The following is a 16,681-nucleotide window of genomic DNA, read 5'->3' on the forward strand; positions in this document are numbered from 1 at the left end:
GCGGCGGCTCACGGCCCGAATCGTGGGGTGGATGATACGCAGGCACGGCGAGCCGCCCGGGCTTCGGTAGCATCGGATGCGACGTTGGATACCATCACTCGCCAATGCAGGGAGGCGCATGCGCATCTCGGAGCTCGCCGCCGCGACCGGCGTCGCCGTCGCGACGCTCAAGTACTACCTGCGCGAGGGCCTGCTGCACGCCGGCGAGGCCCGCGGGGCGACCCAGGCCGACTACGACGCGACGCACGTGCGGCGGGTGCGGCTGATCCGCGCGCTCACGGGCTCCGTCGGGCTCAGCCTGCAGCAGGCGCGGGCGATCCTCGACCTGGTCGACGAGCCGGGCGACGACCTCTACGAGACCCTCGGCAGCGCGGTCTCGGCGCTCCCCCCGCCCACGGCCGAGCCGGACCCGTCCGAGCCGGACCCCCTCCCGCATGCGCGGGCCGCGATGGAACGGCTCGGCTGGCGGGTGCACCCGACGTACGCGGGAATGGCGCAGCTCGATCGGGCGCTGGCCGCCGCGTCCGATGCGGGCCTGCCGATGACCGACGAGCGGTTGGACGCGTACGGGCGCGCGATGCACGACATCGCCGGGTTCGACCTCGAGCGGCTGCCCGGCGACGACCCCGCCGCATCCGTCGAGTACACCGTGCTCGGCACCGCGCTCTACGAGCCCGTGGTGCTCGCGCTGCGCAGGCTCGCGCACCACGAGATCGCGGGGCGGATGCTGCACCCCGACGCCGACTGACGGATCGGTCGCGCGCCGGCGAGGCCGTCAGGCGCCGGCGGGCACCGCCCGGCGGGCCGCGATGAGCTCGGCGATCTGCACCGCGTTCAGCGCCGCGCCCTTGCGCAGGTTGTCGTTCGAGATGAACAGCAGCAGGCCCTTGCCGTCGACCGCGGACTGGTCCTGGCGGATGCGTCCCACGTACGACGGGTCGTTGCCGGCGGCCTCGAGCGGCGTCGGCACGTCGGAGAGTGCGACGCCCGGGGCATCCGCCAGCAGTTCACGCGCACGGTCGGGCGTGATCGGGTTGGCGAACTCGGCCGCGATCGAGAGCGAGTGCCCGGTGAAGACCGGCACGCGCACGCAGGTGCCCGCGACGCGCAGGCCCGGCAGCTCGAGGATCTTGCGGCTCTCGTTGCGGAGCTTCTTCTCCTCGTCGGTCTCCTCGTCGCCGTCGTCGACGATCGAGCCGGCGAGCGGCACGACGTCGAACGCGATCGGCTTCGGGAACTTCACCGGCTCGGGCATCGTGACGGCGGCGCCGTCGTGCACGAGGCCGATGGTGTCCTGCTCGATGGCGGCGCGCGACTGCTCGAGCAGCTCCTCGCCGCCCGCGAGGCCCGCACCCGACACGGCCTGGTAGGTCGAGACGACCATGCGCTCGAGGCCCGCGGCCTCGTGCAGCACCTTCATGACCGGCATCGCGGCCATGGTGGTGCAGTTGGGGTTGGCGATGATGCCCTTGCGCGCCTCGTCGATGGCGTGCGGGTTGACCTCGCTCACGACGAGCGGCACGTCGGGGTCCATGCGCCAGCCGGACGAGTTGTCGACGACCGTGACGCCGGCCTCGGCGAACCGGGGCGCCTGCGCCTTCGAGAGGGTCGCGCCGGCGGAGAAGATGGCGATGTCGAGGCCGGTCGGGTCGGCGGTCGCGGCGTCCTCGACCACGATGTCCTCGCCGCGGAACGGCAGGGTCGTGCCGGCCGAGCGCGCCGAGGCGAAGTAGCGGATGGACGCGACCGGGAAGTCGCGCTCCTCGAGCAGGCGTCGCACGACCGCGCCGACCTGGCCGGTCGCGCCGACGACGCCGATGTGGACTGCGTTGCTGTCACCCATGTCTGGCCTTCCTCCGATGCCCCGGATCGGCATCACGACACCCCAGTCTGCACGACGTTGCTGGGCGCCCCGTACGTATTACGGTCTCCGTGCGCGAGCGTGGCGGGATTCCGTCGATCACCGGCAGTCCGCGACGGATGCCGCGTGCCGGTCGCCTCGCCTAGCGGCCCGTGCCGGCGTAGACGACCGCCTCGATCTCGTTGTCGAGGCCGAACGCGGTGTGCACCGCGCGTGCCGCCTCGTTCACCATGTCGGCGCGCGTGACGACCGAGACGCGGATCTCGCTGGTCGAGATCATCTCGATGTTGATGCCCGAGTCGTAGAGCGCCTCGAAGAGCTTCGCCGAGACGCCCGAGTTCGTGCGCATGCCGGCGCCGACGAGGGCGAGCTTGCCGATCTGGTCGTCGTACTGGAGGCTCTCGAAGCCGAGCTCGGACTGCTCGTTGCGCAGCGCGGTGAGCGCGCCCTGGCCCTCGGGCTTGGGCAGCGTGAACGAGATGTCGGTGCGGCCGGTCGCGGCGGCCGACACGTTCTGCACGATCATGTCCACGTTGGCGTTGGTCTTGGCGACGATGCGGAAGATCTTCGCGGCGGCGCCGGGCACGTCGGGCACGCCGACGACGGTGATCTTGGCCTCGCTCAGGTCGGTGGCGACGCCGGAGATGATGGGCTGTTCCATGGTTTCCCCTTCGGGCAGGCTCGTCGGGTCGTAGACGATGGTGCCCTCGTTGTTGCTGAACGACGACCGCACGTGCAGGGTCACGCCGTGGCGGCGCGCGTACTCGACCGCGCGGATGTGCAGGACCTTGGCGCCGGAGGCCGCGAGCTCGAGCATCTCCTCGCTGGTGATGCGGTCGATCTTGCGCGCGAGCGGCACGACGCGGGGGTCGGAGGTGAAGATGCCGTCGACGTCGGTGTAGATCTCGCAGACGTCGGCGCTCAGCGCTGCGGCGAGCGCGACGGCGGTCGTGTCGGAGCCGCCGCGGCCGAGCGTCGTGATGTCCTTGGTGTCGCGGCTGAAGCCCTGGAAGCCGGCGACGATGACGATCGCGCCGTCGTCGAGGGCCTCGCGCAGGCGCACCGGGGTCACGTCGACGATGCGGGCGGCGCCGTGCGTGGCATCCGTGATCATGCCGGCCTGGCTGCCCGTGAACGACCGAGCGTCGTAGCCCATCGCCTTGATCGCCATGGCGAGCAGCGCCATCGAGATGCGCTCGCCCGCGGTCAGCAGCATGTCGAGCTCGCGCGGCGCCTGGATCGGCGTGACCTCGTTCGCGAGGTCGATCAGCTCGTCGGTCGTGTCGCCCATCGCGGACACGGCCACGACGACGTCGTTGCCGGCCTTGCGCGTCTCGACGATGCGCTTCGCCACGCGCTTGATGCTCTGCGCGTCGGCGACGGACGACCCGCCGTACTTCTGCACGATCAGGCTCACGGTGCTGGTACTCCCGGGTGGATTGCGAGGGCGGGATTCGCCGCGACCATCATACGTGCGGCCCGATGCGCCCCCGGCCATGTGACGCCTGCCCCTGCGCGCTCCCAGACCCGTCGAAAGGCTGCGTTCTCAGCCGCGAGAGCGCAGCCGTTCGACGGGTCTCGTGCCGTGCCGTTGCCGACGGGAGTGTTAGTGACTAACATTTGCGGAATGAGCGAGCGGATGCCCCTGAGGGCGACGAATGCGGGCGGGCGACGCGCCCGCACCCGGCAGCGCCTCATGGACGCCGCGCTCGAGCTGTTCGAGCGCCAGGGCTACGACGCGACGACGGCCGCGCAGATCGCCGCGGCGGCGGGCGTGAGCGAGATGACCTTCTTCCGGCACTTCGCGTCGAAGGAGCGCGCGCTCGTCGACGACCCGTACGACCCGGTCATCGCGCGCCAGGTCGCGGAGGCACCCGGCCATCTCCCCCCGCTCGTGCGCGCCACGACCGGGGTGCGCGTCGCATGGAGCGCGCTGCCCGAGCCCGAGACCGACGAGGTGCGGCGGCGCCTGCGCATCGCGGCGCGGACGCCCAGCCTGCAGGCGGCGATGCGCGGCAACGCCGTCGCCACCGAGGACGCGATCGTCGAGGCGCTCTGCACCCCGGCCGACGGGCCCGGAACGGACCCGGCCGTCGCGAGGATCGCGGCCGCCGCGGTGATGGCGGCGCTGCTCGCGTCGCTGCTGGCCTGGGCCGACGCCGACGAGGGCGGGCTCGGCGAGGCGGTGCTCGGTGCGCTCGACGTGCTCGAGCAGCGACCGGAGGCTCGACGATGAGTGCGGCGATCGAGGCCCGGGCCGTGCACCGCGCCTATCGCGGCGGAGCCGGGGTGCACGGGGTAGACCTCGCCGTGCAGCCGGGCGAGATCCACGCGCTGGTCGGGCTGAACGGCGCGGGCAAGACCACGCTCATGCGGCTGCTGCTCGGGATGCTCCGTCCCGATCGTGGCGAGGTGCGGCTGTTCGGCGAGCCGCTGCCCCGGGCCCCGCGAGACGATTGGGCGCGAGTGGGCCACCTCGTCGAGACGCCCCCGACGTATCCCGAACTCACTGCACGGGCGAACCTCGAGGTCGCAGCGCGCCTGCGGGCCGTGCCGCGGTCGCGCGTGGCGGGCGCGGTCGACGCGGCGATCGCGGAGCTGCGGCTGGAGCCCTACGCCGACGTGGCGGCACGGCGCCTGTCGCTCGGAAACCGCCAGCGCGTGGGCCTCGCGGCCGCGCTGCAGCACGACCCGGACGCCATCGTGCTCGACGAGCCGGGCAACGGACTCGACCCGTCGGGCGTGCTGCTGCTGCGCTCGGCGCTGCGGCGGCGGGCGGATTCCGGGGCGGGCATCCTCGTGTCGAGCCACCACCTCGACGAGGTCGCCCGTGTCGCCGACCGCATCTCGGTCATGAATGCGGGGCGCATCATCGGGCGGATGCAGCCGGGCGGCCGCGATCCGGAGCGGGAGTTCTTCGAGCTGGTGCTCGCCGACGACGTGGAGCGTGCGTCGTGATCGCGGTCGCGATCGGTGTCGAGGTGCGCAAGGCCCTCGCGTCGCGCGTGCTGCGGTGGACGACCCTGCTGCTCGTCGCGGGCGTCGCCCTCATCGTGGGCGGCATGACGCTGGCCGTGCGCGCGGGCGATACGCAGGTGGTCGCGAAGCTCGGCGTCGTCGCCGAGCTCGAGGGCTGGGCGGCCGTGTCGGCGATGGCCGCGCAGGTGACGAGCGCCGGGGCGCTGGTCGCGATGGGCGTCGCGCTCAGCTGGCTGTTCGGCCGCGAGTTCGCCGAGGGCACGGTGGCCGCGCTGTTCGCCCTGCCCGTGTCGCGGGCGGCGGTCGCGGTGGCGAAGCTGGTGGTCTTCCTCTCCTGGGTGGCGGCGACCGCGGTCGTGCTCGGGGTGGCGGTCTGGGTGGTCGGCGCGGTCTCGGGTGCCGGCGCGCTCGACGAGGCATCCGCCGCCGCCCTTGGCCGTCAGCTGCTGCTCGGTCTGCTCACCGGGTGCATCGCCACGCCCGCCGCGTGGGCCGCGACGCTCGGGCGCGGGCTGCTGCCGGGCATCGCGACGACGATCGGCATCGTCGTGGTGAGCCAGGTCATGGCCGTCGCGGGGGTCGGTGCGTGGTTCCCGTTCACGGCGCCCGCGCTGTGGGCGATCGAGCCCGGCACCGTGTCGGCGGGCCAGCTCGCCCTCGTCGCGATCGTTCCCCTCGCCGCGGCCGCGCTCACCGCGCTCGCCTGGCACCGCCTGCAGCTCGACCGCTGAGGTCAGCTGACGACGCGGCGGCCCTCGAAGGCACGGCCGAGCGTGACCTCGTCGGCGTACTCGAGGTCGCCGCCGACCGGCAGGCCCGAGGCGAGCCTCGTGATGCGGATGCCGATCGTCGTCAGCATGCGGCTGAGGTAGGTGGCGGTCGCCTCGCCCTCGAGGTTCGGATCGGTCGCGATGATGACCTCCTGCACGACGCCGTCAGCCAGGCGCTCCATGAGCTGGCGGATGCGCAGCTCCTCGGGGCCGATGCCGTCGATCGGGCTGATCGCGCCGCCGAGCACGTGGTAGCGGCCGCGGAACTCGCGCGTGCGCTCGATGGCGACGACGTCCTTCGCCTCCTCGACCACGCAGATCACGGCCGGGTCGCGGCGCGGGTCGCGGCAGATGGCGCAGGTCGACTGCTCGGCGACGTTGCCGCAGATCTCGCAGAAGCGCACCTTGTCGCGCACCTCGGTCAGGATCTCGGCGAGCCGCGACACGTCGAAGCTCTCGGTCTGCACGATGTGGAACGCGATGCGCTGCGCCGACTTCGGCCCGATGCCCGGCAGGCGGCCGAGCTCGTCGATGAGGTCCTGGACGATGCCCTCGTACACGGTCAGCTCCCCCCGGCGGCGCCGGAGCGCGGGTCGCCCAGCTGCTGCTCCTCGATGAAGGTGGCGCCGAGCACCTCGCGCACGACGGCCTCGCCGTAGCGCTGCGCACCGCCGCGGGTGGCGGGGGCGGATGCCTCGGGGCGGGCGGGCTTCGTGCGCCGGGGCGCGGGAACCGACTTCGCCGCAGGAGCGGACGCCTGCGCGGGAGACGGTTCGGGCGCAGGGGCCGATTCGCGCGCCGGCACGGCGTCCTCGAGCGGGGGTGCCGGCTCCTCGTCGTCGGGGGGCGGGGCGTCGTCGTCGGACGGGATCGACACGACGTCCCAGGAGTCGACCGGGGCCGCGGGCGCCGGTGCGGACGTTCGCTGCGCAGGGGGCGCGGCCTTCGGCGGTGCGGACTTCGGAGGCGCGGACTGCGACGCCTTCGGCGCGGGACGTTCCGCGCGCGTGCTCGTGGCGGTGCGCGCCTCGGCGACTCGGGCCGGAGCAGGCTCGGCGTCGGTCGCCGGAGCGGACTCGGCGGCAGACGCCGCGGGGCGAGGCGCGTCATCGGCGCCGTCGACGCGGGCGATCAGCGCGACCTCGACGCCGAGGCGCTCGTGCACGGCGCGCTTGAGCAGGTCTCCGACACCCTGACCGGGTGCGGACGGCTGCTTGAGCTGCTCGACGTCGGACTGGCTGGGGAAGCCGAGCACGAGCACCCGGCCGTCGCGGAACTCGCGCACCTGCGCCGTGAAGAGCACCATCCACGCGCTGCGGCGCACGGCCTGCACGGCCGAGAGCACCTGCGGCCACTCGTCGCGGATCTGCTGGAGCGTGACCGGTCCGGTCGGCTTCGGCGCGGGCGCGGGAGCAGGCGACTCCTCCGCGGCCGGCGCCTCCGTCGCGGCGGGCCGCGCGGGCACGGGTCGCGGGGCGGCTGCCTCCGGTGCTGACGCGGCCGGTGCGGACGCCGCCGCGACGGGCGTCGCCGGTGCGGTCGTCGCCGGTGCGGGCGCAGCCGCCTCCGGCGCGTCGCCGCCGGAGGCATCCGTCACCCCCACCCGGCGCTCGAGTCGCTCGACGCGGGCGAGCGCTCCCCGCGAACTGTCGTCGCTCGAGGGCACCAGGGTGCGGGCGAGCATGAGCTCCAGGTGCAGGCGCGGCGACGTCGCACCGGTCATCTCGGTGAGCGCGGCGTTGACGATGTCGGCGGTGCGCGAGAGCTCGGCCTGGCCGAACGCCGTGGCCTGGCGGCCCATCTGCGCGATCTCGTCCTCCGGGATGCCGCGCAGCACCGCCGCAGCACCCTCGGGCGTCGACGCGGCGACCACGACCAGGTCGCGCAGGCGCTCGAGCAGGTCCTCCACGAACCGGCGCGGGTCCTGTCCGGTCTGGATGACCCGGTCGACCGCCGCGAACGCCGCCGCCGCGTCGCGCGCCGCGATGGCGTCGACGACCTCGTCGAGGAGCGCGCCGTGCGTGAAGCCGAGCAGCGCGACGGCCCGCTCGTAGTCGACGCGGTCACCCTCGGAGCCGGCGATGAGCTGGTCGAGCAGCGAGAGCGTGTCGCGGGGCGAGCCGCCGCCCGCGCGCACCACGAGCGGCAGGACGCCGGCGTCGACCTGCACCGACTCGCTGTCGGCGAGCTGCTGCACGTACTCGAGCATGGGCCCGGGCGGAACGAGGCGGAACGGGTAGTGGTGCGTGCGCGAGCGGATCGTGCCGAGCACCTTCTCGGGCTCGGTCGTCGCGAAGATGAACTTCACGTGCTCGGGCGGCTCCTCGACGAGCTTCAGCAGGGCGTTGAAGCCCTGCGGCGTCACCATGTGCGCCTCGTCGAGGATGAAGATCTTGAACCGGTCGCGCGCCGGGGCGAACACCGCGCGCTCGCGCAGGTCGCGGGCGTCGTCGACGCCGTTGTGGCTGGCCGCGTCGATCTCGACGACGTCGAGGGAGCCGCCCCCCGAGCGGGACAGCTCGACGCAACTCGGGCAGGTGCCGCAGGGGGTGTCGGTGGGGCCCTCTGCGCAGTTCAGGCAGCGCGCCAGGATGCGCGCCGAGGTGGTCTTGCCGCAGCCGCGCGGGCCCGAGAAGAGGTAGGCGTGGTTCACCCGGTCGGTGCGGAGCGCGGTCATGAGCGGCTCCGTCACCTGGGACTGGCCGATCATCTCGGCGAACGTCTCGGGCCGGTAGCGGCGATAGAGGGCGGTGACCACGCGACCAGACTAGTCGGCGCCCACGACAGCCCGGGCGGGTTCCCGCAGCCCGCACGCCCCGTCCCCAGCCGGGGCCCGCGGTTCGAATCCCGAGCGCCGCTCGCGTATGCTGTGCGGGCGCGGCGCCGCGCCCCCATCGGCGTCGCGGGTACACGAGGAGCACCACCCCATGCCGACCACCACACCCCGCTACGCCGTCATCGGCGCCGGACCCTCGGGCCTCGCCGGCCTGCGCGCGATGCAGCGACGCGGGCTCGACGTCACCGGCTACGAGTCCTCCCCCGACGTCGGCGGGCTCTGGAACATCGACAACCCGCGCAGCACGATGTACGAGTCGGCGCACCTCATCTCGAGCCGCACCACGACCGAGTTCGCCGAGTTCCCCATGGACTCGACGGCCGACTACCCGAGCCACCGCGAGCTGCGCCGCTACTTCGACGACTACGCCGACCACTTCGGCCTGCGCGAGCTGATCCGCTTCGAGACCCGCGTCGACCGCGTCGAGCGCACGCCCGACGGCGGCTGGCTCGTGCACGCGACCGGCCCCGACGGCCCCACCACCGACGAGTACACCGGCGTCGTGATCGCGAACGGCACGCTCGCCCACCCGAACGTGCCGACGTTCGCCGGCGAGTTCACCGGCGAGATCCTGCACACCAGTGCCTACAAGGACGCCGAGCTCTTCGAGGGCAAGCGCGTGCTCATCATCGGCGCGGGCAACTCGGGCTGCGACATCGCGGTCGACGCCGTGCACCGCGCGGCATCCGTCGACATGAGCGTGCGCCGCGGCTACTACTTCGTGCCGCGCTACCTGTTCGGCAAGCCGAGCGACACGCTGAACCAGGGCCGCCCGCTGCCCGCGCGCATCAAGCAGGCCGTCGACACCCCGGTGCTGCGCGCCTTCACGGGCGACCCGACCCGGTACGGCTTCCCGAAGCCCGACTACAAGCTGTACGAGTCGCACCCGATCGTCAACACGATGATCCTGAACCACCTCGGCCAGGGCGACCTCTCGATCCGCGCCGACATCGAGCGGTTCGACGGCGAGCGCGTGCACTTCCGCGACGGCACCCACGGCGACTACGACCTCGTCATGCTCGCGACCGGCTACACGCTCGACTACCCGTTCGTCGACCGGTCCGACCTCAACTGGGAGGGCTTCTCGCCGAAGCTCTACCTCAACATCTTCCCGCCGAGCTTCAACGGGCTCGCGGTGCTCGGCATGATCGAGGCATCCGGCATCGGCTGGCAGGGCCGGGCCGAGCAGGCCGAGCTCGTGGCCGCGTACTTCGCCGCCGACGCACGCGACCCGCTGAAGGCCGCGAAGCTGCGAGCGGATGCCGCGGGGCAGTGGCCCGACCTCACCGGCGGGTACAAGTACCTGGCGCTCGAGCGCATGTCGTACTACGTGAACAAGGACGCGTACCGGCGCGTGGTGCGTCGCTCGCTGGCGGCGTTCGGCGAAGCGCCGGTCACCGGCCCGGATGCGCCGAGTGCGGCGGCCGACTCCGCCGCATCCGACACCGCCCCTGCCACCGCCGGAGCACGCGCATGAACATCGACGAGGTGATGCTGAACTTCACGCCCGGCTCGCTGATCGCGCTGAGCGTGGTGCTCGGCCTCATCATGTTCGGCATCGCGCTCGACACGTCGATCGACGACTTCCGCGCCGTCGCGAAGGCCCCGAAGCCCATGATCGTGGCGCTCATCGCGCAGATCGTGCTGCTGCCGGCGATCACCTTCGGCCTGACGCTGCTGCTGAACGTGCAGGGCTCGATCGCGCTCGGCATGATCCTCGTGGCGTGCTGCCCGCCGGGCAACGTCTCCCAGGTGCTCACGTATCGCTCGGGCGGCAACGTGGCGCTCAGCGTGTCGATGACCGCGGTCGCGAACGTGCTCTACATCTTCCTGCTGCCGCTCAGCCTGTCGTTCTGGGGCAACCTGCACCCGACCGGCAGCGAGCTGCTCGAGGCAGTGAGCCTCAACGGCTGGCAGATGATGCTCGAGATCCTGCTCGTGATCGGCCTGCCGTTCGCGGTCGGCCTCACCATCCGCACGAGGTGGCCGCGGTTCGCCGCGAAGGTGCAGCCGACCATGCGCTGGGTGAGCCTCGCCGGCCTCGTCGGCTTCATCGTGGCCGCGCTGGTGGGCAACTTCTCGTACTTCATCGCGTGGATCGGCGTGGTGCTGCTCGCCGTCACGCTGCACGACGCGATCGCGCTCGCGATCGGCTACGCGAGCGCCCGCGTCGGCGGCCTCGCGGTGCGCGAGCGGAAGGCCATCACCTTCGAGGTCGGCATCCGCAACGCCGGGCTGGGCCTCGGCCTCGTCTTCACGTTCTTCGGCGGACTCGGCGGCATGGCGATCGTCGCCGGCTGGTGGGGCATCTGGGACATCGTCGCCGGCCTCGTCGTCGCGGGTCTCTGGGCGCAGCACACGAAGAAGAAGCAGGCGGATGCCACGGCGGAGGTGGCCGCATGAGCGCCGCGTCCGGCGGCCGCCGGGTCTACGTGACCGGCGGCAGCGGGTTCCTCGGATCGAACGTGGTCGCGGCGCTCGCCGCGCACCCGGGCGTCGAGCTCGTCGTCTCGGGCGACCTGCGCCCCCCGCGCCGCGCGATCGACGGCGTGGTCGCGGTGCACGGCGACGTGACCGAGCCCGGCACGCTCGCCCCCCAGTTCCGCGAGCACCGCATCGACACGGTCGTGCACCTCGCGTCGATCGTGAACCCGGGCGCCGCGACGACCGTCGAGCAGGAGTACGCCGTCGACGTCGAGGGCTCGCGCCACGTGCTCGACGCCTGCGTCGAGGCCGGCGTCGGTCGCCTCGTCGTCTCGTCGAGCGGTGCGGCCTACGGCTACTACGCCGACAACCCGATGCCGCTCGTCGAGACCGACGCGCTGCGCGGCAACGACACCTTCCCCTACTCGCGGCACAAGCGCCTCGTCGAGGAGATGCTCGCCGAGGCGCGCGTCTCGCACCCCGAGCTGGAGCAGGTGATCTTCCGCATCGGCACGATCCTCGGGCCGACCGTGGGCAACCAGATCACCGCGCTCTGGGAGGCCGACCGGCCGCTCGAGATCCGCGGCGCGGCGAGCCCGTTCGTCTTCGCCTGGGTCGACGACGTGGTGGGCGCGATGGTGCACGCGGTCGCCGGCGGCGGCCCCGCCGGTGCGTACAACGTGGCGGGCGACGGCGTCGTGACCGTGCGCGAGATCGCCGCGGCCATGGGCAAGCGCACGAGGCGGCTGCCCGCATGGGTGCTGTCGCTCGGCCTGCGCGTCGGGCACGCGCTCAAGCTCACCGTGCACGGGCCCGAACAGCTCGACTTCCTGCGCTACCGCCCGGTGCTCGCGAACGACCGGCTCACGGGCGAGTTCGGGTACGTGCCGGGCCGCACGAGCCGCGAGGCGCTCGACGCCTACCTCGAGGCGCGGGCCGAGCGCCTCGCAGCGGGCTAGGAGCGCCTCGCCGCGGGCTAGAGTCGGGCCATGCCGAGCATCCGGAACATCGCCGTGGGCCTGCCGGTCCGCGACGGGCACGTGCTCGTGCTCGACGGGAACGACAGCGTGAAGGGGCTCGCGTTCCATCGCGCGATCGGCGGCGGCATCGAGTTCGGCGAGACGGCCGAGGAGGCGCTGCGCCGCGAGTTCGTCGAGGAGCTCGGCGTCGCGCTCGGCCGGGTCGAGCTGCTCGAGGTCGTGGAGAACATCTTCACCTACGAGGGGACGCCGGGCCACGAGATCGCGCACGTGTTCGCGGTCGAGTCGGCGGAGATCGACGCGATCCCACTCGACGCCCGCCTGCACGTGCTCGACCAGGGCAGCCCGATCCGGTGGGTGCCGATCCGCGAGACGCCCGACCCGTTCTTCCCCCACGGCGTCGCAGAGCTGCTGCACGCCAGGCTCTGAGCGCCCGCGCGGCTCAGTCGACGGCGCCGATGCGCGTCAGCGGCCAGACCCGCGCGAACGCGAGCCCGACGACCTGCTCCTCGGGCACGAAGCGCGCACAGTCGGCACCCTCGGGCGCGCCGCGGCACGAGACGACCGAGTCCGACGACGCACTGCGGTGGTCGCCGAGCACCAGGAACTCCCCCTCGGGCACGGCGACCGGCCCGAAGCAGCGCAGCGAACGCTGCTCGGTCGTGCAGTCGAGCGTGCCCGGCTCGAACGCCGGGTCCTCGAAGACGTAGGGCTCGTCGAGGGGCTCGCCGTCGACCGTCACGCGGCCCTCGGCGTCGCAGCACGCGACCTCCTCCCCCGGCAGGCCGATGACGCGCTTGACCAGCGAGTACGGGGCGCCCGGGCCGAGCCCGGTCACCGTGCCGATGACGCGCAGCGCGCCGTCCACGACGTTCGTGACGGGGCCGAGGCTGCCCCACTCGGGTGTCGCCTCGAAGACGATCACGTCGCCGCGGTCGTGCGGGCTCGGCACGATCCGCTCGACGAGGATGCGGTCGCCGGCCTCCAGGGTCTGCTCCATCGACCCGCTCGGCACCGCGTACAGCTTCACCACGAGCGCCTGCACGATCAGCACCAGCACGAGCGCGATCGCGGGGCCCACCCAGAACGGCAGCTGGCTGGTCGACTCGTCGGCGCGCCGACGACGTCGCCTGCGGTCTTGAAGGCTGCGCTCCACGCGGAACACGCTACCGGGTGGGAGCGGTCAGCCAGGGGCATCCGCCCGCCGTGCTCAGCCCGAGACGACCTCGTAGGCCTGGCGTGCGATCTCGAGCTCCTCGTTCGTGGGCACCACGAGCACCTCGACGCGGCTGTCGTCGGCCGAGATGCGCCGCGCGTCGCGCGAGCGCACCGCGTTGCGCTCGGCGTCGAGCACGACCCCGAAGCCCTCGAGGCCGCCGAGCACCGCGGCCCGCGCGCGATCGTCGTTCTCCCCCACCCCTGCGGTGAAGACGATCGCGTCGACGCGCCCGAGCTGCGCCGCATAGGCGCCCACGTACCCCCTGATGCGGTGCGCCCACACGTCGAACGCCACCTGCGACCGCTCGTCGCCCGCGTCGATCGCGGCGTGCAGGTCGCGCATGTCGCCGTGCCCGGAGAGCCCGAGGATGCCGCTGCGCGAGTTCAGCAGCGCGTCGAGCTCGTCGATCGAGTACCCGGCCCGCCGTGACAGGTGCAGCAGCACGGCCGGGTCGATGTCGCCCGATCGGGTGCCCATCACGAGCCCCTCGAGCGGGGTCATGCCCATGCTCGTCTCGACCGAGCGGCCGCCGTCGACCGCGCAGGCCGACGCCCCGTTGCCGAGGTGGAGCACGATCTGCTTGAGGTCGGCCACGGGCCTGCCGAGGAACTCGGCCGCGGCCCGCGAGACGAACCGGTGGGAGGTGCCGTGGAACCCGTACCGGCGCACGCGGTGCTTCTCGGCGACCTCCGCGTCGATCGCGTAGGTGTAGGCGGCGGGCGGGAGGGTCTGGTGGAACGCCGTGTCGAAGATCGCGACGTGCGGCACGTCGGCGAAGGCCTGCTGCGCGGCGACGATGCCGGCGAGGTTCGCGGGGTTGTGCAGCGGCGCGAGCGCCGAGAGCTCGTCGATGTTGATGCGCACGAGGTCGGTGATGACGGTCGGCTCGAAGAATCGCGCGCCGCCCTGCACGACGCGGTGGCCGACCGCGACGGGCGGATGCTCGTCGAGCGACGGGCCGTGCGCGGCGAACGCGTCGAGCATGACCTGGAACCCCGCGGTGTGGTCGGCGATCGCGCGCTCGAGCACGGTGGTGTCCGGGTCGCCGGATGCCGCGTGCACGGAGTGCTTCGCGCGCCCGCCCTCCGCCGCGCCGATGCGCTCGACGAGCCCCGAGGCGAGGGTGCGCGAGTCCTCGACGTCGATCAGCTGGTACTTGAACGACGACGAGCCCGAGTTGACGACGAGGATCGGGGTCACGACGCCACCGGGGCATCCGACTCGGCCGCCTGGATGGCGGTGATGGCCACGGTGTTCACGATGTCCTGCACGAGCGCCCCTCTCGAGAGGTCGTTGACGGGCTTGTTGAGGCCCTGCAGCACGGGGCCGATCGCCACGGCGCCGGCCGAGCGCTGCACCGCCTTGTAGGTGTTGTTGCCGGTGTTGAGGTCGGGGAAGATGAACACCGTCGCGCGGCCGGCCACCTCGGAGTCGGGCAGCTTGCTCGCGGCGACGGCCACGTCGACCGCCGCGTCGTACTGGATCGGGCCCTCGACCAGCAGGTGCGGCATCCGCTCGCGCACGAGCGCGGTCGCGGCGCGCACCTTGTCGACGTCGGCACCGGCTCCCGACGACCCCGTCGAGTACGAGAGCATCGCCACCCGCGGGTCGATGCCGAACTGCGCGGCCGTCTGCGACGACGAGATCGCGATGTCGGCGAGCTGCTCGGCGGTCGGGTCGGGGTTCACGGCGCAGTCGCCGTAGACGAGCACGCGGTCGGCGAGCGCCATGAGGAACACGCTCGAGACGACCGAGACGCCGGGCTTCGTCTTCACGATCTCGAACGACGGCTTGATGGTGTGCGCGGTGGTGTGCGCCGCGCCCGAGACCATGCCGTCGGCGAGGCCCATGTGCACCATCATCGTGCCGAAGTACGACACGTCGGTGACCCGCTCGCGGGCGCGCTCGAGCGTCATGCCCTTGTGCTGGCGGAGCCGGTGGTACTCCTCCGCGAACTTCATGCCCATCACCGCGTCGTGCGAACTCACGACCTCGGCGCCGGCGATGTCGAGGCCGAGGCTCAGCGCTCGCGCGCGCACCTCGATCGACTCGCCGAGGATGGTCAGGCGCGCCACCCCGCGGGCCAGCAGCGTCGCCGCGGCGCGGAGGATGCGGTCGTCGTCGCCCTCCGGCAGCACGATGTGCTTGTCCGCCTGCCGGGCGCGCTCGAGCAGTCCGTACTCGAACATCAGCGGCGTGACGACGTCGGCGTGGCTCACGTCGAGCCGGTCGAGCAGCTCGGTCGTGTCGACGTGACGCTCGAACAGCCGGAGGGCGGTGTCGCGCTTGCGCTGCGACTCGGCCGCCAGCCGGCCGCGCGTGTGGGTGATGCGCACGGCGGTGTCGTAGCTGCCGTGGTCGGTGCGGATGATCGGCAGGTCGGTGTGCAGGCCCTCGACCAGGCGCTCGATCTGCTCGGGCAGCTCGAAGCCGCCGTTCAGCACGACCCCCGAGATCGACGGGAACGTCGCCGACGAGTGGGCGGTCAGCACGCCCAGCAGCACGTCGGCCCGGTCGGCGGGGATCACCACGACCGAGCCCTCGATGAGGCGCGGCAGCACGTTGACCAGCGACATCGCCGCGACCACGACGCCGAGCGCCTCGCGGTTGAGCAGCTGCGGGTCGCCGGCGTACAGGTCGCCGTCGACCGCGGTCATGATCGATCCCATCGTCGGGGCGACGAGGTACTGGTCTTCCGGGATCGCCCACACCGCGGGGTCGGCCCTCTCGCCGACGACCTCGCGCACGGCGGCGATGAGCTCGTCGAGTCGCTCGTCGTCGGCGCGGTTCACGATGATGCCGAGGAGGGTCGCGTGCTCGTCGTGCAGCTCCTCGAGCGCGAGCTCGGTGAGCTGGGCGACCTCGGCGGGCGTGCGGGCGTCGACGTAGCCGAGCCGGTCGCCGTCGTCGGTGTCCTGCGGCACGCGCCCGCCGACCGCCAGCAGCATCGGCGCGCCGAGGTTCGCCGCGATGCGCGCGTTGTAGCTCAGCTCGGTGGGGCTGCCGACGTCGGTGTAGTCCGAGCCGACGATGACCACGGCGTCGCACCGCGCCTCGACGGCCTTGTACCGCCGCACGATCGTGGCGAGCGCCCGCTCGGGGTCGGCGTGCACGTCGTCGTACCGCACGCCGATCGCCTCGTCGTACCCGGTGTCGACCGCCTCGTGGGCGAGGAGCAGCTCGAGCACGTAGTCGCGTTCGTTCGTCGATCTGGCGACCGGCCTGAAGACGCCGACACGACTCACCCGCCGACTCAGGGTGTCGACCGCGCCGAGCGCGATGGTCGACTTCCCCGTGTTTCCCTCAGCCGATCCGATGTAGATGCTGTGCGCCACGGCTTCCAGCCTAGGCATGTTCCGTGCGGGGCGACAGGGTGGCGCCGGTGCGCCGCGAGGGCACCGATCGGATGCCCCGGGGCATCCGTCGCCGTGATCGCGACCGCCCTTGGACATGCGAAGACTCCCCGCGCACCCGCCAGAGCCCGGTTACCCTTGCTGCGTCTCCGCCCTGGGGGAGTTGGCCTGGATGGCGCCACGCGGGGAGCCGAGGACCAGTCTACCCGAGCGCGGGCGTGCTGTTCGCCGCGGGCGGAGGCGGTTGCGCGCGGGGCGG

Annotated in this window: 15 protein-coding genes and 1 other RNA gene; 8 read left to right on the top strand and 8 right to left on the bottom strand. The window is 72.7% G+C overall.

The genetic code is table 11. The features are described from left to right. Positions 1–118: 118 nt before the first annotated feature. Positions 119–748: a MerR family transcriptional regulator gene (locus QMG39_RS02240; protein ID WP_281882200.1), complete on the top strand. Its 630-nt coding sequence runs from the start codon at positions 119–121 to the stop codon at positions 746–748. A 27-nt stretch (positions 749–775) separates the two neighbouring features. Here the strand turns inward: QMG39_RS02240 and QMG39_RS02245 are convergent, their stop codons facing one another. Together QMG39_RS02245 and QMG39_RS02250 are read right to left on the bottom strand one after the other, a co-directional pair. After that, entirely contained in the window at positions 776–1,843 is a 1,068-nt protein-coding gene (locus QMG39_RS02245) for an aspartate-semialdehyde dehydrogenase (protein ID WP_281882201.1), read from the bottom strand. Positions 1,844–2,003: 160 nt separating this feature from the next. Then, entirely contained in the window at positions 2,004–3,278 is a 1,275-nt protein-coding gene (locus QMG39_RS02250; RefSeq protein ID WP_281882202.1) for an aspartate kinase, read from the bottom strand. A 210-nt stretch (positions 3,279–3,488) separates the two neighbouring features. Between QMG39_RS02250 and QMG39_RS02255 the strand changes: the two genes are divergently transcribed. Genes QMG39_RS02255 through QMG39_RS02265 form a run of 3 tightly spaced genes read left to right on the top strand, consistent with a single transcriptional unit; the run spans position 3,489 to position 5,571 of the window. Next, a complete protein-coding gene (locus tag QMG39_RS02255; RefSeq protein ID WP_281882203.1) occupies positions 3,489–4,097 on the top strand; it encodes a TetR/AcrR family transcriptional regulator in 609 nt (202 codons plus the stop codon). Next, positions 4,094–4,819: an ABC transporter ATP-binding protein gene (locus QMG39_RS02260; RefSeq protein WP_281882204.1), complete on the top strand. Its 726-nt coding sequence runs from the start codon at positions 4,094–4,096 to the stop codon at positions 4,817–4,819. The genes QMG39_RS02255 and QMG39_RS02260 overlap by 4 nt, the downstream gene beginning before the upstream one ends. After that, positions 4,816–5,571 (top strand): ABC transporter permease, encoded by a 756-nt coding sequence (locus tag QMG39_RS02265; protein WP_281882205.1) that lies wholly within the window; start codon positions 4,816–4,818, stop codon positions 5,569–5,571. Before QMG39_RS02260 ends, QMG39_RS02265 begins: the two co-directional genes overlap by 4 nt. A gap of 2 nt (positions 5,572–5,573) precedes the next feature. On the opposite strand, the gene recR is transcribed toward QMG39_RS02265, so the two are convergent. Then, positions 5,574–6,170 (bottom strand): recombination mediator RecR, encoded by a 597-nt coding sequence (gene recR, locus QMG39_RS02270; RefSeq protein WP_281882206.1) that lies wholly within the window; start codon positions 6,168–6,170, stop codon positions 5,574–5,576. A gap of 2 nt (positions 6,171–6,172) precedes the next feature. Next, positions 6,173–8,368 carry a DNA polymerase III subunit gamma and tau gene (locus tag QMG39_RS02275; RefSeq protein WP_281882208.1) on the bottom strand — a complete coding sequence of 732 codons (2,196 nt, stop codon included), beginning with the start codon at positions 8,366–8,368 and terminating at the stop codon, positions 6,173–6,175. 169 nt (positions 8,369–8,537) lie between these two features. Here QMG39_RS02275 and QMG39_RS02280 point away from each other — a divergent pair, with 169 nt between their 5' ends. The 4 genes from QMG39_RS02280 to QMG39_RS02295 are packed head-to-tail and all read left to right on the top strand — an operon-like array spanning position 8,538 to position 12,279. After that, entirely contained in the window at positions 8,538–9,923 is a 1,386-nt protein-coding gene (locus QMG39_RS02280; RefSeq protein ID WP_281882209.1) for a flavin-containing monooxygenase, read from the top strand. Continuing rightward, positions 9,920–10,849 (top strand): bile acid:sodium symporter family protein, encoded by a 930-nt coding sequence (locus QMG39_RS02285; RefSeq protein ID WP_281882210.1) that lies wholly within the window; start codon positions 9,920–9,922, stop codon positions 10,847–10,849. Before QMG39_RS02280 ends, QMG39_RS02285 begins: the two co-directional genes overlap by 4 nt. Beyond that, on the top strand, positions 10,846–11,829 hold the full coding sequence (locus QMG39_RS02290; protein WP_281882211.1) for an NAD-dependent epimerase/dehydratase family protein: 984 nt from the start codon (positions 10,846–10,848) through the stop codon (positions 11,827–11,829). The genes QMG39_RS02285 and QMG39_RS02290 overlap by 4 nt, the downstream gene beginning before the upstream one ends. Before the next feature lie 30 nt (positions 11,830–11,859). Next, positions 11,860–12,279, top strand: coding sequence for an NUDIX hydrolase (locus QMG39_RS02295; RefSeq protein WP_281882212.1), 420 nt, complete (start codon positions 11,860–11,862; stop codon positions 12,277–12,279). 13 nt (positions 12,280–12,292) lie between these two features. Here the strand turns inward: QMG39_RS02295 and lepB are convergent, their stop codons facing one another. The 4 genes from lepB to ffs all read right to left on the bottom strand — a co-directional run bounded on the left by lepB (position 12,293) and on the right by ffs (position 16,617). After that, positions 12,293–13,006: a signal peptidase I gene (gene lepB, locus QMG39_RS02300; RefSeq protein WP_281882213.1), complete on the bottom strand. Its 714-nt coding sequence runs from the start codon at positions 13,004–13,006 to the stop codon at positions 12,293–12,295. 54 nt (positions 13,007–13,060) lie between these two features. Next, the gene (locus tag QMG39_RS02305; RefSeq protein WP_281882214.1) at positions 13,061–14,269 is read right to left on the bottom strand and encodes an acetate/propionate family kinase; all 1,209 of its coding nucleotides are present in this window, start codon (positions 14,267–14,269) and stop codon (positions 13,061–13,063) included. Further along, the gene (pta, locus tag QMG39_RS02310) at positions 14,266–16,404 is read right to left on the bottom strand and encodes a phosphate acetyltransferase (protein WP_281882215.1); all 2,139 of its coding nucleotides are present in this window, start codon (positions 16,402–16,404) and stop codon (positions 14,266–14,268) included. Before pta ends, QMG39_RS02305 begins: the two co-directional genes overlap by 4 nt. A 116-nt stretch (positions 16,405–16,520) precedes the next feature. After that, positions 16,521–16,617: signal recognition particle sRNA small type (gene ffs, locus QMG39_RS02315), an RNA gene on the bottom strand. Positions 16,618–16,681 lie beyond the last annotated feature (64 nt).

This window comes from Agromyces rhizosphaerae (assembly GCF_027925245.1).
GTDB lineage: Bacteria > Actinomycetota > Actinomycetes > Actinomycetales > Microbacteriaceae > Agromyces > Agromyces rhizosphaerae.